Genomic DNA, 19,909 nt, shown 5'->3' with positions numbered 1-19,909 from the left:
CGGCTCCCGCCACCTGCCCCGACGCCCTCGCGCTTCGGGGAGATGCGCCGAAAGCCGCGTGATGGTCGGGGCTGTCGCCACGCCGCCGGGCCGGCAGCGCTGGGCTATGCGCGCGCGGCCTTTTGTAGCGCCCACCGTCAACTACGTCCCCACCCTGCAGCGGCCCTTCGCGGCCGACGGGCTGTAAACCATCTAGGGCCCGCATGCAGTTCACCGCCGATCAGCACCTGCTCAAAGACCTCAACCGCATGGCCGTCGTGCGGCAGCTGAGCGCGTGGCCCGGGCAGTCGCGTGCGGCGCTGGCCGAGTCGCTACAGCTGACCAAATCCACCGTCAGCGGGCTGGTGAAGGAGCTGATCCACGAGGGCTGGCTGCTGGAGCGCGAGGTCGTCGCGACCGGCGAGCTGGGCCGCCGGCCGACGCCCCTCTTCGTCGACCCCGGACGGCTGGTGCTGCTGGGCGCCGAGCTGGGCGTGGAGGGCGTGCAGGTCGTCGCCACCTCGCTGACCGGCGACGTGCTGGCCCGTGCGCGCGCGCCGCTGGACGCCGGACGGGACGCTCCTCTCGCGCTGATGCGCGCCGCCCGGCTGCTGACGCAGGTGTACGCGCGCCTGGACACGCCGGCTCAGCGGGTCATCGGCATCGGCATCGGGCTGCCCGGCGGCGTGGACGAGCAACGCGGCCATCTGCATTTCGCCCACAACCTCGGCTGGCGCGACCTGCCCGTCGGCCGGCTGCTGGTCGAGCATCTGCGCAACACGCCGCTGCAAGGCGTGCCGCTGTTCGTGCAGAACGACGCCGATGCTGCGGCCCTGGGCGAGCTGGAGTTCGGCGCCGACGGCCGCGACCCGCTGATCTACCTGAGCCTGGGCCTGGGCGTGGGCGCCGGCATCATCGTCGAGGACCGGCTGCTGACCGGCGCTCACGGCCTGGCTGGGGAGGTCGGCCACACGACGCTGGAGATCGACGGCCCGCGCTGCAGCTGCGGCCGCCGCGGCTGCGCCGAAGCCATGATCGGCTTTCGGACCATGCTGCCCGCCGGCGAAGAAGGCGGTGGCCTGGCCGGGATCCAGCGCCGGCTGAGCGCCAGGCAGCCCGACAGCATCGAAGCCGTCGCCCGCGCCGGCAGCTATCTGGGCATGCTGCTGGGTAATCTCTGCGCCGCCTACGACCCCGGTCGCATCGTGCTCGGCGGCCCCGCCGTCGAGATCGGCGCCCCCTTTCTCGAGCACGCCTTCCGCACGCTGGAAGCCTATGCCAGCGCCGCCGGCGTGGCGCCGCCCCTGGTCACCCTGTCGCGCTTCGGCGTCGATGCCGTCGCCGTCGGTGCCGCGGCCCTGGCCCGCTACCGTCTCACCCGCCCCCTGATCGCCGCCAGCCGCCTGGCTGCGGCCGCCTGACTCTCTCTGCACCGACACATGATCACCAACCCCATCCTGCCGGGCTTTCACGCCGACCCCTCGATCTGCCGCGTTCCAAGTGATGGCGGTGACGACTACTACATCGCCACCTCCACCTTCGAGTGGTGGCCCGGGGTGCGCATCCACCATTCGCGCGACCTACAAAACTGGCGCCACCACAGCTACGCCGTCACGCGCAAGAGCCAGCTCGACCTGCTCGGCCACCCCGACTCGGCCGGCGTCTGGGCGCCCTGCCTGAGTTACTCGGGTGGCCAGTTCTGGCTCATCTACACCGACGTGCGCTCCACCTTCGGCGCATTCAAGGACACCCACAACTACCTGATCACCGCGCCCAGCATCGACGGCCCGTGGAGCGAGCCCATCTACCTGAACAGCTCCGGCTTCGACCCCAGCCTCTTCCATGACGACGATGGCCGCCAGTGGCTGCTGAACCAGCAATGGATCCACCAGCCCGGCAAGCACCACTTCAACGGCATCCTGCTGCAGGAGTACGACCACGAGGCCAGGCGCCTGGTCGGCCCGGTGAAGAACATCTATGCCGGCACGCCGCTGGGCGTGGTCGAAGGGCCCCACCTCTACCGCCGCAACGGCTGGTACTACCTGCTGACGGCCGAGGGCGGCACCTTCTACGAGCATGCCGTCACGCTGGCCCGCTCACGCAACATCGACGGCCCCTACGAGACGCTGCCTGGCAACCCGCTGCTGACGGCCTGGCAGCAGCGCACCGACGGCCTGCAGCGCAGCGGCCACGCCAGCCTCGTGCAGACGGCCCATGGCGATTGGTACCTCGCCCACCTCTGTGGTCGCCCGCTGGAATGGAGTGGCCCCAACGCGGACAGGCAGAACGGCGAGTACGTCGGCCTGCACTGCCCGCTGGGCCGCGAGACCGGCATCCAGCGCATCCACTGGCGCGATGACGACTGGCCGGAGATCGAAGGCGGCGGCAATGCGCCGCACTTGCAGGTGGCCGGGCCGGGCCTTCCCGAGCATGTCTTCCCGGCCGAGCCGGCGCGCGACGATTTCGACGGCGTCACGCTCAACCACCACCTGAACTCGCTGCGCGTGCCCTTTGACGAAAGCTGGATCTCGCTGACCGAGCGCCCCGGCTGGTTGCGCCTGAAGGGCCGCGAGTCGCTGATGAGCCTGTTCGACCAGAGCCTCGTCGCGCGCCGCCAGCAGCATTTCAACTGCCGCATCGAGACGCGCCTGGAATTTGCACCCGAGCTATTCCAGCAGATGGCCGGCCTGGTGGCCTACTACAACACTGGCAACCACGCCTATCTGCACGTCAGCCGCGATGTCGATTCCGGCCGGCGCGTGCTGCGCCTGACCGTCAACCGCGACTCGGCGCTGAGCGAGCCGGCCACGCCGGTCGTGCTGGCGGAGGGCCCGGTCGACCTGGCCGTCGAGTTCCGCCACGACCGCTACCAGTTCCAGTTCGCTCAAGCCAATCAAGCGGGCGGTGCCTGGCAGGACGTCGGCCCGGCGCTCGACACCGCCATGCTCAGCGACGAAGCCGTGACGCGCTTCGTCGATGGCTACGCGCGCAGCTTCGGCTTCACCGGCAACTTCATCGGCATTGCCTGCCAGGACCTGTCGGGCCAGCGCCTTGCCGCGGACTTCGACTACCTTTCTTACGAAGCACGGCCCTGAGACCGCGCCTCTCTTAAAACGACACGAGACACCCCATGGCCACCACCCACCAGCCCTTGTCCTTCATGGAGAAGGCCGGTTACAGCTGCGGCGACGCGGCTGCGAACCTGGTCTTCATGTCCATGATCCTGTTCCAGCTCAACTTCTACACCGACGTGTTCGGGTTGAGTGCGAGCACGGCGGCCGCCATCCTGCTGTGGCCGCGGCTGTGGGATGCCATCTTCGACCCCGTCATGGGCGTGCTGGCCGACCGCACCGAGACGCGCTGGGGCAAGTTCCGCCCCTGGGTGCTGTGGACCTCGGTGCCCTGGGCCGTCGTCATGGTGCTGGCCTACACGTCACCCGACCCGGCCTGGGGCTGGAGCACCGGCATGGTGGTGGCCTATGCGGGCATCACCAACACGCTGCTGATGACGCTGTACTCGATGAACAACATGCCCTACTCGGCCCTGGGCGGCGTCATGACGGCGGACCTCAACGAGCGCACCAAGCTCAACTCCTACCGCTTCGTGTCGGTCAACGTCGCGCAGTTCGTCGTCGGCGGCTTCACGCTGCCGCTGGTGGCCAAGTTCGCGCAAGGCGCCGACCGCGCCCACGGCTGGCAGGTCACGATGACGATCTGGGCCGCGGCCTGCCTGCTGCTCTTCATGGTCACCTTCTTCACGACCAAGGAGCGCATCAAGCCCATCGCGCAGGCCAAGTCCTCGCCCAGGCAGGATTTCAGCGACCTGCTGAAGAACGGCCCGTGGATCGCGCTGGTGGCCTACACGCTCTTCCACTTTGCGCTGCTGGCGCTGCGCGGCGGCGCCCACTACAACTACTACCACCACTACGCCGACAAGGCCGCCATGTTCGACTTCGTTGCAGCCCTGGGCCTGACGACGCCCGACGCGGCAGGCACTGGCAGCCTGGCCGACAGCCTGGGCTACATCGTGCACGGCACGCGCGACGGCCTGGCCCAGTCCAACACGGCCGACGTGTTCAACAGCATCGTCAACATGGTGGGCACAGGCACCACCATCGTCGTCATCATGCTGTCGGTGGGCCTGTCCGCGCGCTTCGGCAAACGCACGGTCGCCATCACCTGCTTCGCGCTGTCGACGCTGACTGCCTCCGCCCTCTACCTGCTGCCGCCCACCGCTACCTGGGGCATGGTGGGCCTGGCCTTCCTGGGCTCCGTCGTCTATGCGCCGACCTGCGCCGTCATGTGGGCCATGTATGCCGACGCGGCGGACTACTCAGAGTGGCAGACCGGCCGGCGCTTCACCGGCATGGTCTTCGCCACCATCGGCTTCTCGCTGAAGGCAGGCCTGGCCATCGGTTCGGCGGCCCTGCTGTGGATCCTGGCCGGCTTCTTCGGCTACGACACCCAGCAAGCTGCGGCGCCCAATGCCATTGAGGGCTACCGCTTCATGTCCAGCATCTTTGTCGGCCTGCTGTTTGCGGCCTGCACAGTCTGCATGCTCGCCAACAAGCTGACCAAGCAGACCACGCTGACGATGGCCGACGAGCTGGCCCAGCGCCGCCAGAAGGCCGGCGCCGGCCCTGATGACGACGGCCCGGCCAATGCCGTACCGGCCACCGCCTGACCTCTTTCACCACCCTTCCCTGATCCCGCAGTAAGGACCCGCCATGAGCACCGCCTATTCCGACCTCCCCACCGTCCCCTACGAAGGCCCCCAGTCCACCAACCCGCTGGCCTACCACTGGTATGACGCCAAGCGCGTCGTGATGGGCAAGACGCTGGCCGAGCACCTGCGACCGGCCGTCTGCTACTGGCACAACTTCTGCTGGAAGGGCGAGGACATCTTCGGCCTGGGAGCCACCGCCCACCAGCGCAACTGGTTCGCCGAGGCTGACGCCGTCGCGGCCGCCAAGATCAAGCTGGATGCCGCCTTCGACCTCTTCGGCAAGCTCGGCCTGCCCTACTGGTGCTTCCATGACCGCGACGTGGCCCCCGAAGGCGCGACGCTGGCTGAGTCCAACCGCATCCTCGACGGCCTGCTCGAAGCCGCCGCCAAGAAGATGCAGGACCAGAAGATCGGCCTGCTCTGGGGCACGGCCAACCTGTTTTCCAACCCGCGCTTCATGAGCGGCGCGGCCACCAACCCCGACCCCGAGGTCTTCGCTTACGCCGCAGCGCAAGTGAAGCACGTGCTCGAGTGGACGAATCGCCTGGGCGGTCAGAACTATGTGCTGTGGGGCGGCCGTGAAGGCTACGAGACCCTGCTGAACACCGACCTCAAGCGCGAGCTGGCCCAGTACGGCCGCTTCCTCAGCGCTGTCGTCGAGCACAAGCACAAGATCGGCTTCAAGGGCGCCATCCTCATCGAGCCCAAGCCGCAGGAGCCCACCAAGCACCAGTACGACTACGACAGTGCCACGGTCTACGGCTTCCTGAAGACCTATGGCCTGGAGAACGAGGTCAAGGTCAATCTGGAGGTGAACCACGCCACGCTGGCCGGCCACAGCTTCGAGCATGAGGTCGCGACCGCCTGTGCCCTGGGCATCTTCGGCTCCATCGACGCCAACCGCGGCGACGAGCAGCTGGGCTGGGACACCGACCAGTTCCCCAACAACCACGCGGCCCTGGTGCCGGCCATGCTGGAGATCATCCGCGCGGGCGGCTTCACGACCGGCGGCACCAACTTCGACGCCAAGGTGCGCCGCCAGTCCATCGACCCGACCGACCAGCTCGAGGGCCATATCGGCGGCATGGACACCATGGCCCGCGCCTTCCTGAGCGCGGCGGCGCTGTACGAGAGCGGTCAGCTGGAGAAGGCCGTTGGCGATCGCTATGCGGGCTGGAACGGCGAGCTGGGCCAGAAGATCCAGGCGGGCGCCAGCCTTGACGAGCTCGCTGCCGTAGTTCACGCGCAAGGCATCTCGCCGGTCGCTCGTTCCGGCCGCCAGGAACGACTGGAAAACGTCGTCAACAACTTCGTCTGACGGATTTTTGGCTGATGAAAGCGGCCCAATAACAAAGCCACAGAGGCACTGAGACACAGAGACACAGAGCAATTCAGAGGCTTTTCTCTGTGCCTCTGTGTCTCTGTGGCCGTGTTCATTGAATCGGACCCCTGACCCATGTTTCTCGGCATCGACCTCGGCACCTCCGAGCTGAAACTGCTGCTGCTGGACGAGCAGCACCACATCGTCGCGACCACCGGCGTCGCGCTGACCGTGCAGCGTCCGCAGCCGCTGTGGAGCGAGCAGGACCCCGCTGCCTGGTGGGCCGCGCTCGATCAAGGCATGGCGCAACTCGGCCAGAGCCACGCATCCGCCCTCGCAAGGGTGCGCGGCATCGGCCTGTCGGGACAGATGCATGGGGCCGTCACGCTGGACGACGCCGACCGCGTGCTGCGGCCGGCCATCCTGTGGAACGACGGCCGCAGCGCCGCGCAATGCGCCGAGATGATGGCCGCCTGCCCCGAGCTGCCGGCCATCACCGGCAACCTGGCGATGCCGGGCTTCACGGCGCCGAAGCTCGCCTGGATGCGCCAGCACGAACCCGAGCTGTTCGCCCGCGTGGCCAAGGTGCTGCTGCCCAAGGACTGGTTGCGCCTTTGCTTGAGCGGCTCCTTTGTGAGCGAGATGAGTGACGCCGCCGGCACGCTGTGGCTGGACGTCGCTCGCCGCCGCTGGTCGCCCGAGGCGCTGGCGCTGACGGGGCTGAACGAGAGCCACATGCCGCGGCTGGTGGAAGGCAGCGACCCGAGCGCTGGCTTGAAGCACGAGTTGGCCGAACGCTGGGGCCTGCGCGCCGGCATCCCGATTGCGGGCGGTGGTGGCGACAACGCGGCCAGCGCCGTCGGCATGGGCGTCGTCAAGCCAGGCCAGGGTTTCCTTTCGCTGGGCACTTCGGGCGTCATCTTCCTGTGCAACGAGTCCTTCAGCCCCAACCCGGCGCGTGCCGTACACGCCTTCTGCCACGCGCTGCCGAACACCTGGCACCAGATGAGCGTCATGCTCAGCGCGGCGAGTGCGCTGCGCTGGGTGACGCTGCTGCTCAAGGAATCGAGCGAGGCCGAACTGATCGCCAAGGTCGCCCAGCTCACACCGGCCCAGCGTGAACGCGCGCCCCTCTTCCTGCCTTATCTGAGCGGCGAGCGCACACCGCACAACAACGCGAATGCGCAGGGCGTGTTCTTCGGCCTCGCGCATGAGCACGATGCCGCGGCCCTCGGCTACGCGGTGCTCGAAGGCGTGGGCTTTGGCCTGCTGGACGGCTGGCAGGCCTTGCAGGCCGGCGGTGGCACGGCCGAGTCGCTGTGGCTGGTGGGCGGCGGCGCGCGCAGCGAGTGGTGGGCGAAGTTGCTCGCCTCGCTGCTGAACATCCGCCTCGTCAATGGCGTGGGTGCCGAAGCCGGCGGCGCGCTCGGCGCGGCGCGCCTGGCTTGGCTGGCCTGTGGCGGCAGCGTCGACGAGGTCTGCCGCACGCCCGAGATCGCCCGCGTGGCCGAGCCCGATGCCGCGCTGGCCGCCGAACTGCACCCGCGTTTTGAGCGCTTCCAGCGCCTGTATGGCGCGCTGCGGGCCGAGTTCAGCTGAGCGTCACTGCCAGGCGGGCGGCTTCGCGCCATGCATCGCCGACACTGAAGCGCTCAGACAACTGATCTGCTCTCATCAGCACCAAGTCCTGCGCATGCGCCCCACCACCGCCTTCGCCGCCCTGCTCCTCGCCTTGCTCGCCGGATGCGGCGGCGGTGGAGGCGGTGCCGCCGAACAGCCCCCGGCCAGCACGCCGGCCCTGCTGACGCCCGAGCTGAGCTGGCCCGCACCGGCCGCCATCACCTGGGGCACCACGCTCAGCGCCGCCCAGCTCAACGCCAAGGCCAGCGTGGCGGGCAGCTATGCCTACACGCCGGCCACCGGCAGCCAGCCCGAGGTGGGCAGCCAGACGCTGAGCCTGGTCTTCACGCCCCAGGACGCGACCCGCTACCGCAGCGTCACGCTCAGCCGCCCGCTGCGGGTCGACAAGGCCCGACCGGCGCTGCGCTGGGATGCACCCGGGGCCGTCGTCGTGCAGGGCGCCGCCGTGACGGCCGCGGCCCTGGGCAGCGCACCCCGCGCCCTCTACGGCGTGCAAGGCACGGCCGACCCGGCCTCATTCAGCCTGCTGGACGGCCGGCCGCTGAGCCAGGCCAGCGCCACGCCCGGCAGCGCCGTGCTGCGCGCCCGTTTCCTGCCGCAGGACAGCGCCCACTATGAGCCGGGCTGGGTGCAGACCCTGCTGAGCGTCAAGCCCGCGGCAGCCATGGCCAGCGTGGATTTCGGCGCGCCACGCCAGACCATCCAGGGCTTCGGCGGCTCGGCGGCCTGGTACTACACGCCCATGGCCACCGCCCGCGCGGACGTGCTGTTCGGCACCCAGGGCGATGACGCCCTCGGCCTGAGCATCCTGCGCCTGCGCATCGCCCCCGCGGCCTGGGACGCCACCGCCCGGACCGCCGACACCGGCGCCTGGAGCGCCGAGATGGGCAATGCCGTCGCCGCACAGGCGCGCGGGGCTTTGGTGTTCGCCTCGGCCTGGACGCCGCCCGCCTCGATGAAGCTCGCCAATCCCGAGCGGCGCGACCCACTGTGGAGCGGGCGGCTGGACCCGGCCGCCTACGCCGCCTATGCCGAGTACCTGAACGCTTACCTGCGCTACGCCACGAGCCGCGGCGTGAACCTCTACGCGGTGTCGCCGCAGAACGAACCCGACTGGGACCCGGCCGACTACGAGTCCTGCCTGTGGAATGCCGACGAGCTCAAGGCCTGGATCGCCAACCACGGCGCGGCGGCCGTGGCCGGCACGAAGACGCTGCTGATGGCGCCCGAGTCGCTGAACTTTTCCCCCGCCACCACCGAGGCCCTGCTGGCCGACCCCGCCGTGGCCGCGCGCATCGGCGTCCTCGGCGGCCATCTCTACGGCGGCGTGCCGCAGGCGGCCGAGGGCGCACAGGGCCGGCCGGTGTGGATGACCGAGCACTTCCTGGATTCGGTCAACAAGTCCGGCACGGCCACGGCCTGGGCCACCGGCATCGACGACGCCCTGGCCATCGCGCGCGAGGTGCACGAGGGCTTCACCCTCGGCCAGTACAACGCCTACGTGCACTGGTGGCTGGTGAACGCCAACGACGCCCAGCCCACCGGCCTCATCGACGCCGCCAACCGGCCCAACCACTTTGGCCTGGGGCTCAAGCACTACGCCTACTTCGTCCGCCCCGGGCTGCAGCGCGTCGAGGCCACCGCCCAGCCGCTGCCGGGCGTGAGGCTGTCGGCCTACGCCTCGCCGGCCGGCGCCGCCAGCCCGCGCGCCGTACTGGTGCTGATCAACGACGGCAGCCAGCCGCAAACCCTGGACCTGGCCCTGGCCGGCCGCGCGGACAGCAGCTGGACGCCCTATGTCACGACCGCCACCGCCCGTTTCGAGCGGCAGGCGGCCTTGTCCGCCACGGCCGGGCGCCTGAGCCTGACGCTGCCGGCCAAAAGCCTCACCACCCTGGTCACCCCATAAGAACGAGACACCCCGATGAAGAAGACTGTCCTGCTGCCTGCCCTGCTGGCCGTACTGGCCGCCACCGCTCAGGCCGAGGTGCGCCTGGCCCCCGTGTTCGGCGAGCACATGGTGCTGCAGCGCGAGCGCCCGCTGCGCCTGTGGGGCCAGGCCACGCCCGGCCAGACGCTGACCGTCGAGTTGGCCGGGCACCAGGCCCGCACGCAAGTCGCCGCCGACGGCCGTTGGCGTGTGCAGCTGCCTCCCCTGCCCGCCGGCGGCCCGCACCGCCTGCGCGTGCAGGGCGACCAGACGGTGGAGCTGCGCGACGTGCTGATCGGCGATGTCTGGCTGCTGTCCGGCCAGTCCAACATGGAGTGGCCGCTGGCGACCACCGACACCGGGCCGCAGGAGGTCGCGTCGCCGCAGAACCCGCAGCTGCGCCAGTTGCGCGTGCCGTTGCGCGCCAGCCTGCAGCCGCAAGCCGACATCGCGCCCGCCGCCTGGCAGGTGGCCCAGCCCGGCGCCGTGGGCGAGTTCAGCGCCGTCGGCTACCACTTTGCGCGCCAGATGCAGGCCGTGCAGGGCGTGCCCATCGGCCTCATCAACACCGCCTGGGGCGGCTCCCATCTCGAGACCTGGGTGCGCCGCGAAGCGGCCCTGCGCGACCCGGACCTGGCGCCGGCAGTCAAGGCCCTGCCGGCCGACGAGAAAGCCTTCGCCCGCGCGCGCCGTGAGCGCATCGAGGCCGCGGTCGCGGCCTGGCAGCCGGGCCTGCCCTGGCAGGGCGTGGATGCCAGCGGATGGTCGGCCGCCGCCGACATCGACACCGCCTGGCCGACGCTGCAGGCGCCGCAGGTCTGGGAATCGCAAGGCCTGCCCGACCTGGACGGCATCGTCTGGATGCGCCGGCGCATCGAGCTCAGCGCCACGCAGGCGGCCGGCGCCGCGCAGCTGCACCTCGCCAAGGTCGACGACTGCGACGAGGTCTGGGTCAACGGCCAGCGCGTTGGCGGCCAGTGCGGCTACGACCAGCCGCGCCGCTACGAGCTGGCGCCGGGCCTGTTGCGGGCCGGCGCCAACTGGATCGCCGTGCGCATCACCGACACCGGCGGCGGCGGAGGCTTCCACGGCGACGCGGCGGCCTTGCGGCTGGACACGGCGGCCGGCAGCCTGCCGCTGGCCGGCGCCTGGCGGGCGCGTGTCGAGCAGGCCAGCGCCAACACCGGGCCCACGGCCAACGACGCACCCACGCTGGCCCACAACGGCCTGATCGCACCGCTGCAGGGCCTGAGCGTGCGCGGCGTGCTCTGGTACCAGGGCGAGAGCAACACCGGCCGCGCAGCCGCCTACGCCGACGGCTTCAAGCGGTTGATCCAGGACTGGCGCGCCCAGTTCCAGGCCCCCGAGCTGCCCTTCCTCTACGTGCAGCTGGCCGCCTTCCTGCCGCTGGCAGACAACCGGCCCGGCCATGGCGGCTGGGCGGAACTGCGCGAGGCCCAGGCCGCCGCTTTGGCCCTGCCGCACACCGGCATGGCGGTCGCCATCGACATCGGCGACGCGGCCGACATCCATCCCCGCAACAAGCGCAGCGTCGGCCAACGCCTGGCCGCCCTGGCCATGCATGAGCTGGGCTTGCGCCAGTCACCCGCCACGGGGCCACGCCTGGCCGGCACCGAGGTGCACGGCAACGAGCTGCGGCTGCGTTTTGCGCAGACCGCCGGCGGCCTGCGCACGGCCCGGGCCGGCGAAGCCTTGCGCGGCTTCCTGCTGGCGGGCGCCGACCAGCGCTGGCAACCGGCCCAGGCGCGGCTGGAGGGCGCCGACGTCATCGTGTTGAGCAGCCCGGCCGTGGCCGCACCGGTGGCGGCGCGCTACGCCTGGGTCGACAACCCCAGCGAGGCCAATCTGATCGGCGGCGACGGGCTGCCGATGGCGCCTTGGCGCAGCGACAGCTGGGCGCTGGAGACGCAAGGCCGGCGCTACCCCGACTGAGCAGCGGAGAGCCGTCGGCGCCTGATCGAGATCGCAAGCGCGATGCACACGAGCAGGAAGGCACCGTCCATCAGCAGCATCGTGCTCAGCTGCTCGCCCGCCGTCCATGGCCGTGGCGAGAGCGGTGCCAGCAGCGTCTTCACGGTCGGCGGATCAGTCAGCAGCAGGTCCCGCGTCCAGTTCACCGCGGCGTGCACGCCCGCCGCCGCGGGAACGCTGCGCCAGCGCACGAACACCAGCCCGAACAACAGCGAGCCCACCGTGGTGCCCAGCAGCGCCACCTGCCAGGGCCAGCCGTTGACGACGTGGAACACCGCGAACAGCAGCGCGGTGAAGAGCTGCGCCTGCCAGTGGCCCCATCCGGCGATGAGCCGCTCGAAGCTGTAGCCGCGGAACACGAGCTCCTCGACGGCGTTGCCGCACAGCAGCCAGAGCAGCGACCACGCCGCCATGCCCGCGCTGAAGTGCGGGTTCCATGCCCAGGGGATGGGCAGCACGAGCCGCGTCACGAGCGCGATCATCACGATGAGCAGCGCCCCGGCCACGAACCCGGCGACGAGCTGCCCCAGCCGGCGCCATGACGCATCGAGGCCGAGCACCGCAAGGGAGCGCCCCTCGTACCGCAGGAAAAGATGGCTCAGCGCGACGACGGCCGCGACCAGCACGATCGGATGCCCGACACCGAGGAGATTCGGCACCGCCCAGATCGGCGCACAGATCAACAGGAACAGCAGCGCCCGACGAATCGACGTTGAACGCGCCATCGGCGCGGGACTTCCGGTCGGGAATGGGAGGGTGGTCATTGAAGCCTGTCGAGGAGCGCGCGGTACCCAGCGGTCCATTTGACCGCCTGCTCGGCACCGCCGTCGATGACGGCCTCAATGATGCGTGCGTGCCGCGGCGTTGCGCTTGCGGGTTTCGGCGCCCTTCTTGGCCGACGCCGAGCGCTCAGCCGCCGTGCGGCTGGCCGCGGCCTTGCCACCCAGGCGGCCACCCTTGCGCGAGGGCTCGTGGTTCTCGGGCTGGCCGCGGCCGGAGCCCGACTTCCTGCCGCCGCCGGTCTCCTTGTTCACCGTCGCCCAGGCGCGGGCCTCGGCTTCTTCCTTGGGCACGCCGCGGTGTTCATAGCCGCTTTCGATGTGCTCGGCCTGGCGTTTCTGCTTGTCGGTGTACGACGATTTGTCACCTCGGGGCATGGCGGTCTCCGGGAGTGGAAAGCTCCCACCATGCGACGCTGAGGTTCGCAGTGTTGTAGGACGCTGTGCCAATTACATCCGCTGGCCATGCAGGCGTCATGGCTTCAGACAAAGCGCGTTGACAACCTCACCACCAACTCGGGTTCGGGCGCGACGGCCCTGGGCCGGCGATGCGCCAGCAGGTCCAGCATGGCCGCGACCGCGCGGCGGCCCAGCTCGGCCGGCGACAGGTTGACTGTCGTGCGCGGCGGGCAGGCATGGGCCGCGGCCAGCACGTCGTCGAAGCCGACGACAGAGACGTCCTCGGGAATGCGCAGGCCGTGCCGGTACAGCGCCTGGGCGGCGCCGGTGGCCATCTGGTCGTTGGCGGCGAAGAGGGCCGAGAACTCGATGCCGCGGCGCAGCAGGTCTTCCGCGGCGCGCTCGCCGCTGGCTTCCTGGTAGTTGCCCCGCTGCACTAGCGCCCGGTCCAGCGCAATGCCGGCTTCCTCCAGCGCCGCCCGGTAGCCCTGCTCGCGCTCCAGCGCGTCCGGGTGGGTCGGGTCGCCGGTGATGTGGGCGATGCGCCGGTGGCCACGCTGCAGCAGATGCCGCGTGGCGGCGCGGGCGCCCTCGAAATCGTTGGAGTGCAGGCTGTGCAGGCCCGGTGCCCGCAATTCCCGGCCCGTGGCCACGACCGGCAGCTCCAGGGCCAGCTCGGTCAGGAAGCGGTCGTCCAGCGTGCCGGTCAGCACGATGATGCCGTCCACGCGGCGTGCCTTCAGCGACTGCACGCAGCGCTCCTCTTCGCGCCGGTCCCAATGCCCGCTGGCGACGACGAGGCCATAGCCAGCCTTGGACAACGCCTCCTCGACGCCGCGCAGCGTCCAGGCATAGCAGGGGCTCTCGAAGTGCTGCACGACGATGCCGATGGTGCGGGAGCGCCCATCGGCCAGCGCCCGCGCGATCGTGTTGGGCACGAAGCCCAGCCGCGCGATGGCCGCGAGCACGGCGTCGCGCTTTTCGGGGCGCACATGCGGCGCGTTGTTGATCACGCGCGAGGCCGTCGTCGTCGACACGCCGGAGGCGTCGGCCACCATGCGCAGGGTGGCGGCATGGGAAGAGGGGGAGTGACTTTTCATCGAACCATCAGACAGAAATGACAGCGTTGTCAACCGGTGTGCAATCGTGCATCAACATCTGCAATTGAGCAAGCGCAGAGGTCGGGCCAGATCGCTTGTCGATTTCACGGGCCGTCGTTCGTCGTGGGGTGAGACGGTGGAATCGTTCCGCCGCGCCGTGACTCCTGGAGACCCGACCATGCGATTCCTTTCGATGATCCGCGCCGACGAAACTACCGGCCAAGGCCCCACCGAGCAGTTGATGGCCGACATGGGCCAGCTGATCGACGAGCTGACCCGCTCGGGGCAGCTGGTCAGCACCGCCGGGCTGCGGCCCTCCTCGGAAGGCGTGCGCGTGCGCCTGCACCGCGACGGCCAGCTCTCGGTGGTGGACGGCCCCTTCACCGAGACCAAGGAGGTCATCGCCGGCTACGCCATCTTCGAGGCGCCCTCCCGTGCCGAGGCGTTCGAGCTGACCCAGCGCTTCCTGCGCCTGCATGGCACCGGCTGGGACCTCGTGTGCGAACTGCGCCAGATCGACGGCCCCGGAGAGGGCTGCACCCATTCAGTTTCCTGAAGAAAGGACCGGCCATGCCCTCCTGGTCAACGTCCCTGCGCGAGCACTACCGCTGGATCATCGTCGCCGCGGGCGGCCTGCTCGGCTGCGTGGCGATCGGCGCGCTGTTTTCCCTGCCCGTGCTGCTGCGGCCCATCGCGCTGGACACCGGATGGTCCACCACGGGCATCTCCACCGCCATGACGGTTGCCTTCGTGGCGCTGGCCGTCGGCAGCATGTTCTGGGGAGCCCTGTCCGACCGCGTCGGCCCGCGCCTCGTGGTGGTGACGGGTGCCCTGCTCCTCACCGCCGGCCTCGTGCTGGCCAGCCTCGCCACCTCGCTCGTGGCTTTCCAGCTCTGCTTCGGTGCCATCGTCGGCGTCAGCGCGGCGGCGATCTTTGCGCCGCTGATGGCCTGCGTCACCGGCTGGTTCGATACGCGGCGCAGCCTGGCCGTGTCCCTGGTCTCGGCAGGCATGGGCATGGCACCGCTGACCATGTCGCCGCTGGTGGCCTGGCTGGTGCAGGGCCACGACTGGCGCAGCACGCTGCAGATCGTCGCGGCGCTGGTGGCCGTCATCATGCTGCCGGCAGCGATGCTCGTGCGCCGGCCACCGGCGCTGACGGCGGCCGCCACTACACCGGGCCAGGCGCAGGAACCCGGCATGTCGGTCGGCCAAGCGGTGCGCTCGGCACCCTTCCTGATCCTGGTGCTCACCAGCTTCCTGACTTGCGCCACGCACTCGGGCCCGATCTTCCACACGGTGAGCTATGCGGTGACCTGCGGCATCCCGCTGATGGCCGCGGTGTCGATCTACAGCCTGGAGGGGCTGGCGGGCATGGGCGGCCGTCTCGTGTTCGGGCTGCTCGGCGACCGCTTCGGCGCCGCGCGCACGCTGGTGCTGGCCCTGCTGGCTCAGGCGGTGGTCGTGCTGGGCTATCTGTATGCGCGCGAGCTGAAGAGCTTCTACACGGTAGCCGCCCTGTTCGGCTTCACCTACGCCGGCGTGATGCCGCTGTTCGCCGTCATCGCACGCGAGAACTTCCCGCTGCGCATGATGGGCACGGTGATCGGCGGCACCACCATGGCCAGCAGCATCGGCATGGCGCTGGGGCCGGTGCTGGGCGGGCTGATCTACGACTCGTTCTCGAGCTACGCCTGGCTCTTCATCGGCGCATTCGCACTGGGCATGGGCGCCTTCCTGTCGGCGCTGATGTTCATGCGCCTGCCACGGCGGCCGATGGCTGCTGCGGCGGCCTGAGCGCTGCGTTCAGCGCTCGAAGAAGAAACGCATCATTTCCGCGCTGGCATCGGGCCCGCGAGCGTCCGCGTAGGAGCCCGACGGATCGCCGCCCGACCAGGCGTGGCCGGCACCCCGCACCAGCCATTGCTCGGTCACGACCTGGCCTTGCGCGTCCTTGTGCAGCCGCCGCCTGCAAAAACGCCCGCCGCGCTGGAGACCTTGCTGTTCATCCACGCTGACGGCGGTGCAGCCGTGGGTGGCCGCCACCTGGTCGGCATTGCTCGGATGGACCGTGGCATCGGCATCGCCGTGGAAGACGATCATGCGCACGCCGGATTTGGCCTTGCCCGACGGCGTGGGGCTGCTCCGGCCCTGCATCGCGGCCAGTGCGCCCGGCAGGTCGCGCGCCGCACCGGCAGCGAGCCCGGAGTGCACGCCTGCCGCGGCGAAGACGTCTGGGTGCGTGTCGGCCAGGATCGCCGCCATCGCGCCGCCGGCGGACAGGCCGGCCACAAAGATGTGTTTGGCGTCGACGCCATGGCTGGCAGCGATGTGCTGAACCATCGCGGTCAACAAGGCGGGTTCGCCGCGGTTGCGGCCCTGGTGGTTGTGCTTGAACCAGTTCCAGCAGCCCTGCGCATTGGCCTGGCGCGCCTGTGCCGGGTAAAGCACCAGCGCGTTGTATTCGGCACCGAGCGCGTTCATGCGCGTGCCCTTGGCGAAGTCGTCGGGATTCTGCGTACAGCCATGCAGCATGAGGACCAGCGCGCGCGGCTTGTCAGCCTGGGCCGGCGGGATGAACAGGCGGTAGTCGCGTACACCAGCGCGATGGGTGTAGTGGCCGCTGACGAACTGCGAGTTCGCGCTGACTTCAGGAGCGGCCGCCGGCATCCCTTCTTCAATGACACGCGCTTCGACGTCAATGACGGCGTCATCCAACGGTGGGGAGGGGCGAACCGGCGCTGCGCTGCGTTCCAGCGCCTCGGTGATGGCCGCCATCGCGGCCTGCAGGTCGCCGGCACGCGTGAGCGCGGTGGCGTTCTTCATCAATTGACCGAATTGCGGATGCATGGGGACTTTCAAGAGTCGAGCGGCCCGGCTCAAAGCAGCCGCCCGACCAGGGCCGTTTTGACGGCGGGACTGGCGTGGAGGGCGCCAAGCACGGTCAGCGACTCGATGGTGGCGAGCGCCAGTTCCGGCGTGACATCGGGCGCGATGACGGCGAGGCCCAGCACGCGGATCTGCAGCTTCTGCCCCGCCGCCTGGACCTCCGCCAGGTCTGCGGCACTGAACTGCTGGATGCCCAGCACGATGCTCTTGCGCGAGACCACCTGGCGCACCACATCTGCGTGCGTCGCGATCTGGTTGCGAATGGCCGTGCGGATCAGGTCGCTGCGGTTGGCATAGAAACCCTCCTGCACCAGCAGGTCGATCTGGCCCAGGTCGACGCAGCCGATGTTGAGGGTGAGCTTTTCGTCGACAGGCTTGGCCGCCTTGGGCGAGAGCAAAGGTGTGGCAGGCATGGCGCCATCATGCAACCATCCACTTGGATTCCACTAGCCTTATTTTGTAAGCGTTTCAAAGCGCCCGGCCGAGCCAAGGGCGGCAGGCCGCATCAGTCGCTGTCCTGCCCGGGCAGCAGCGCAGGCCAGGGCCAGCACTGCGATTGATCCGCGGGCTCCCAGGCATCCGCGGCCTGGTAGCCGATGACGCGCAGCAGCGAAGCCAGCGGGTTGGCGGCAGGGGCGAACCTGGGGTCCAGGGCCTTGTCGATGGTGTCCACCAGGCCTTGCAGATGGGCACGCTGGATGCGGTCCCCGCTGGTGGCCTTGGCACTGATCACACCCTTGAGATCGCGCAGCTCGGCCCTCACCACGGCTTGGCCGTCGTCCAGGCCCATCAGGCCGGCAATGCTGAGGCCGGTGAAATTGAGGCGCGCAGCGAGGGTGTCGACATAGTGGCGCTGCAGGCCGCGGCGCGGCGCGGCGATGGCAGCGCCGCTGGCGAGTTCGGTGAACACGCCGCGGCGCAGCTCGGACAACAGCTCGTCCAGGCGGTAGGCCTGGGCGCCGAACTGCGCCTCCTGGGCTGCCAGGCGCTGTGTGCGGGCAGGGTCCAGCATCATGCGCAGCAGGCTGCGCTGGGAGGTGCTGACCATGCCGGGTGGCTCGGACGCGCGCAGGCGCTGGGTCACGGCCGGGTCCAGCAGCCATGGCGGGGTGGCCAGCAGTTGGCCGGTCAGGAACTTCACCGCGCGAACCTGCTGGGCGCGAGGCACGGGCGTGGCAATGGCGCCGGGCTGGTCGTTGTGCTTGTTCTGCACGCCGTAGCCGCCCACGATGGCCGCCACGTGGCTGAGTTCGCGCAGCCACTGCGTCCAGGTGGCGCGGTAGAGATCCTCCAGGGTCTTGTCGTCCTTGCCGTCCTGCGGCACGAGGCCCGGCAGCATCTTGACCACGCGCTCCAGGTTGCGCATGCCCAGCGTGGTGGCGGCCACGGCGTCCGCATCGCCGACGGCCTCGGCGTTCTCGCCGAAGTCGCCGCCCTCGGCCTTGGGCGCGCTGAAGCGCAGCCAGGGCTTGCCGTCCTGCTCGCGCGCCCACAGGTTGAGCTGCTGGCGCTCCTCTTCGGGCGTCTTGGCGCTGGGGATGGGGGTGTAGCCCCAGCGGGTGGCGAACACGTCGTAGGGGCCGATCTTGGGAATCAGCAGCGCGGGATCGACGTTGTCCTCCGGCTGGACGAGGTAGTTGAAGCGGCTGTAATCCATCAGCGTGGGCACATGGCCCATGGTCTTGAGCCACTGGGGGTCGCGCAGCTTGTCCACCGGGTACAGGGAGCTGGCCTTCATGTTGTGCGGGAAGCCCAGCGAATGCCCCACCTCGTGCGTGACGACGAAAGCCACCAGGTCGCCCATGAGGTCATCCGGCAGCGGCAGCTTGCGGGCGCGCGGGTCCAGCGGGCCCACCTGCGTGACGTACCAGTCGCGCTGCAGCTGGACGATGTTGTGGAACATCACGATGTTGGCGTTCAGGATCTCGCCGCTGCGCGGGTCTGCCAGGTGCGGGCCGTAGGCATTGGCGGTGGGCGACGGCACCCAGCGGATGACGCTGTAGCGCACGTCCTCGGGGTCGAACTCCGGGTCTTCCTCGGGCGTGGGGAATGGCCGCGCCTGCACGGCGTTCTTGAAGCCCGCGGCCTCGAAGGCCTCGTTCCAGGCCTCGACGCCCTTCTTCACATAGGGCACCAGCGAGGTGGGCGTGGCCCTGTCGATGTACCAGACGATGGGCTTGACCGGCTCGCTCACCGCGGCGCCGGGGTCCTTCTTCTCCAGCCTCCAACGGGTGATCAGGCGCTCGCGCCGGACCTCGTGCGCGCCGGCGCCGAAGTCGGTGCGGCTGACGCTGAAGAAGCCCACGCGGTCATCCAGCAGGCGCGGCATCATGGGCTGCTGGGGCAGTTGCACGATGCTGTAGGCCAGGTTGAGCGACACGCTGCGCGCCGCCTGCATCTGCGGCAGCACGGGCAGGCCCGGTATCGTGGGCATGGGCGTCGGCATGACGGTGTAGGTATGCACCGCGTCCACCCGCACGCTGCCGGGGAAGGCCTTGGTCTGCTCCACGTAGCTGCGGCTGCTGTCCACGCCGCCGCGCACCATGGCACGGGCGCTGAAATCGCCCACTTCGGAGTTGAACAGCCGCGTGACCTCAATCACCGGCGCGCCGTCCTTGCCGAAAGCCTCCACCGGAAACACCGCCAGGATGGCATCCCGCTGGGACAGGCGCACGGCGTCCGCGATCGGGCTGCCCGGCGCGCTCACCGCATCGTGCGACACGAGCTGCAGCATCACGCGGTTTTGCTTGAGCACGAAGCGCAGCACGTCCTGGTTGAGTGTGCGCCCCACATGATCCTGGCCCGCGGGCACGGCGGTGGCGTTGGCCACCATCAGCAGCGGCTGCTCCAGCAAGGCCTTGGGGATCTCGAAATAGAGCTTGTTCTTGAGGTTGTGGACGCGGAACAGGCCCTCCTGCGTCTTGGCCTCGGCCGTGATGACCTTGTCGAAGGGCTTGGGCTCGGTCACGTCGGGCGCCGCCGGGCGCGTTGCGCCAGCGGGCGCCGAGGCGCCGGAGGCCGGCGGAGCGGGGGGCGTTTGGGCGAAAGCCTGGCTAACGGCCAGAGCCAGCAGCAGGGCGGCTGACAGCGCCCGGCTTTGCGTCTTGTTTTTCATGGCATCCCTTGGGTCCGGCGCACCACAGCGCGCACGGT

At 69.8% G+C, this 19,909-nt stretch carries 15 protein-coding genes; 9 read left to right on the top strand and 6 right to left on the bottom strand.

The genetic code is table 11. From position 1 onward, the window contains the following. The first annotated feature begins 203 nt into the window (after positions 1–203). The 7 genes from AC1DW0_RS09790 (at position 204) to AC1DW0_RS09760 (ending at position 11,550) form a co-directional block, all read left to right on the top strand. Positions 204–1,400 (top strand): ROK family protein, encoded by a 1,197-nt coding sequence (locus AC1DW0_RS09790; RefSeq protein ID WP_457352378.1) that lies wholly within the window; start codon positions 204–206, stop codon positions 1,398–1,400. Positions 1,401–1,418: 18 nt separating this feature from the next. Continuing rightward, the gene (locus AC1DW0_RS09785; RefSeq protein ID WP_477945628.1) at positions 1,419–3,074 is read left to right on the top strand and encodes a glycoside hydrolase family 43 protein; all 1,656 of its coding nucleotides are present in this window, start codon (positions 1,419–1,421) and stop codon (positions 3,072–3,074) included. A 35-nt stretch (positions 3,075–3,109) separates the two neighbouring features. Then, positions 3,110–4,663, top strand: a complete 1,554-nt coding sequence (locus AC1DW0_RS09780) for an MFS transporter (protein ID WP_457352380.1) — start codon at positions 3,110–3,112, stop codon at positions 4,661–4,663. A 43-nt stretch (positions 4,664–4,706) separates the two neighbouring features. After that, a complete protein-coding gene (xylA, locus tag AC1DW0_RS09775; protein WP_457352382.1) occupies positions 4,707–6,023 on the top strand; it encodes a xylose isomerase in 1,317 nt (438 codons plus the stop codon). 138 nt (positions 6,024–6,161) lie between these two features. Then, positions 6,162–7,625 carry a xylulokinase gene (gene xylB, locus AC1DW0_RS09770; RefSeq protein ID WP_457352384.1) on the top strand — a complete coding sequence of 488 codons (1,464 nt, stop codon included), beginning with the start codon at positions 6,162–6,164 and terminating at the stop codon, positions 7,623–7,625. Positions 7,626–7,719: 94 nt separating this feature from the next. Continuing rightward, complete coding sequence (locus AC1DW0_RS09765; protein WP_457352386.1) at positions 7,720–9,576, top strand: glycoside hydrolase; 1,857 nt, start codon at positions 7,720–7,722, stop codon at positions 9,574–9,576. 15 nt (positions 9,577–9,591) lie between these two features. Further along, complete coding sequence (locus AC1DW0_RS09760; RefSeq protein ID WP_457352388.1) at positions 9,592–11,550, top strand: sialate O-acetylesterase; 1,959 nt, start codon at positions 9,592–9,594, stop codon at positions 11,548–11,550. On the opposite strand, the gene AC1DW0_RS09755 is transcribed toward AC1DW0_RS09760, so the two are convergent. The 3 genes from AC1DW0_RS09755 to AC1DW0_RS09745 form a co-directional block, all read right to left on the bottom strand. Beyond that, positions 11,538–12,353, bottom strand: coding sequence for a CPBP family intramembrane glutamic endopeptidase (locus AC1DW0_RS09755; RefSeq protein ID WP_457352389.1), 816 nt, complete (start codon positions 12,351–12,353; stop codon positions 11,538–11,540). The genes AC1DW0_RS09760 and AC1DW0_RS09755 overlap by 13 nt on opposite strands. Positions 12,354–12,428: 75 nt before the next feature. Then, a complete protein-coding gene (locus tag AC1DW0_RS09750) occupies positions 12,429–12,746 on the bottom strand; it encodes a plasmid stabilization protein (RefSeq protein ID WP_457352391.1) in 318 nt (105 codons plus the stop codon). A 104-nt stretch (positions 12,747–12,850) separates the two neighbouring features. Beyond that, positions 12,851–13,867: a LacI family DNA-binding transcriptional regulator gene (locus tag AC1DW0_RS09745; RefSeq protein ID WP_457442638.1), complete on the bottom strand. Its 1,017-nt coding sequence runs from the start codon at positions 13,865–13,867 to the stop codon at positions 12,851–12,853. Positions 13,868–14,045: 178 nt separating this feature from the next. On the opposite strand from AC1DW0_RS09745, the gene AC1DW0_RS09740 reads away from it, so the two are divergent. Both AC1DW0_RS09740 and AC1DW0_RS09735 read left to right on the top strand, forming a co-directional pair. Further along, positions 14,046–14,423 (top strand): YciI family protein, encoded by a 378-nt coding sequence (locus AC1DW0_RS09740; protein ID WP_457324161.1) that lies wholly within the window; start codon positions 14,046–14,048, stop codon positions 14,421–14,423. 14 nt (positions 14,424–14,437) lie between these two features. Then, positions 14,438–15,664, top strand: coding sequence for an MFS transporter (locus AC1DW0_RS09735; protein WP_477945623.1), 1,227 nt, complete (start codon positions 14,438–14,440; stop codon positions 15,662–15,664). A gap of 9 nt (positions 15,665–15,673) precedes the next feature. Here AC1DW0_RS09735 and AC1DW0_RS09730 read toward each other — a convergent pair whose 3' ends face one another. The 3 genes from AC1DW0_RS09730 to AC1DW0_RS09720 form a co-directional block, all read right to left on the bottom strand. Next, positions 15,674–16,693 (bottom strand): extracellular catalytic domain type 1 short-chain-length polyhydroxyalkanoate depolymerase, encoded by a 1,020-nt coding sequence (locus AC1DW0_RS09730; protein ID WP_235532119.1) that lies wholly within the window; start codon positions 16,691–16,693, stop codon positions 15,674–15,676. Positions 16,694–16,746: 53 nt separating this feature from the next. Continuing rightward, positions 16,747–17,169: a CopG family transcriptional regulator gene (locus tag AC1DW0_RS09725; RefSeq protein WP_457352397.1), complete on the bottom strand. Its 423-nt coding sequence runs from the start codon at positions 17,167–17,169 to the stop codon at positions 16,747–16,749. Between the two features lie 92 nt (positions 17,170–17,261). Continuing rightward, complete coding sequence (locus AC1DW0_RS09720) at positions 17,262–19,871, bottom strand: zinc-dependent metalloprotease (protein ID WP_457352399.1); 2,610 nt, start codon at positions 19,869–19,871, stop codon at positions 17,262–17,264. Positions 19,872–19,909 lie beyond the last annotated feature (38 nt).

Source organism: Roseateles sp. P4_D2 (assembly GCF_056401875.1).
The sequence above is the reverse complement of the archived record's forward strand: the minus strand, read 5'-3'. Positions and strand labels throughout refer to the sequence as shown.

Coding starts and splice junctions, on each gene's coding strand:
- AC1DW0_RS09790 (WP_457352378.1), top strand. CDS start 204: ATGCAGTTCACCGCCGATCAGCACCTGCTCAAAGACCTCAACCGCATG.
- AC1DW0_RS09785 (WP_477945628.1), top strand. CDS start 1,419: ATGATCACCAACCCCATCCTGCCGGGCTTTCACGCCGACCCCTCGATC.
- AC1DW0_RS09780 (WP_457352380.1), top strand. CDS start 3,110: ATGGCCACCACCCACCAGCCCTTGTCCTTCATGGAGAAGGCCGGTTAC.
- xylA (WP_457352382.1), top strand. CDS start 4,707: ATGAGCACCGCCTATTCCGACCTCCCCACCGTCCCCTACGAAGGCCCC.
- xylB (WP_457352384.1), top strand. CDS start 6,162: ATGTTTCTCGGCATCGACCTCGGCACCTCCGAGCTGAAACTGCTGCTG.
- AC1DW0_RS09765 (WP_457352386.1), top strand. CDS start 7,720: ATGCGCCCCACCACCGCCTTCGCCGCCCTGCTCCTCGCCTTGCTCGCC.
- AC1DW0_RS09760 (WP_457352388.1), top strand. CDS start 9,592: ATGAAGAAGACTGTCCTGCTGCCTGCCCTGCTGGCCGTACTGGCCGCC.
- AC1DW0_RS09755 (WP_457352389.1), bottom strand. CDS start 12,353: ATGACCACCCTCCCATTCCCGACCGGAAGTCCCGCGCCGATGGCGCGT.
- AC1DW0_RS09750 (WP_457352391.1), bottom strand. CDS start 12,746: ATGCCCCGAGGTGACAAATCGTCGTACACCGACAAGCAGAAACGCCAG.
- AC1DW0_RS09745 (WP_457442638.1), bottom strand. CDS start 13,867: ATGAAAAGTCACTCCCCCTCTTCCCATGCCGCCACCCTGCGCATGGTG.
- AC1DW0_RS09740 (WP_457324161.1), top strand. CDS start 14,046: ATGCGATTCCTTTCGATGATCCGCGCCGACGAAACTACCGGCCAAGGC.
- AC1DW0_RS09735 (WP_477945623.1), top strand. CDS start 14,438: ATGCCCTCCTGGTCAACGTCCCTGCGCGAGCACTACCGCTGGATCATC.
- AC1DW0_RS09730 (WP_235532119.1), bottom strand. CDS start 16,693: ATGAAGAACGCCACCGCGCTCACGCGTGCCGGCGACCTGCAGGCCGCG.
- AC1DW0_RS09725 (WP_457352397.1), bottom strand. CDS start 17,169: ATGCCTGCCACACCTTTGCTCTCGCCCAAGGCGGCCAAGCCTGTCGAC.
- AC1DW0_RS09720 (WP_457352399.1), bottom strand. CDS start 19,871: ATGAAAAACAAGACGCAAAGCCGGGCGCTGTCAGCCGCCCTGCTGCTG.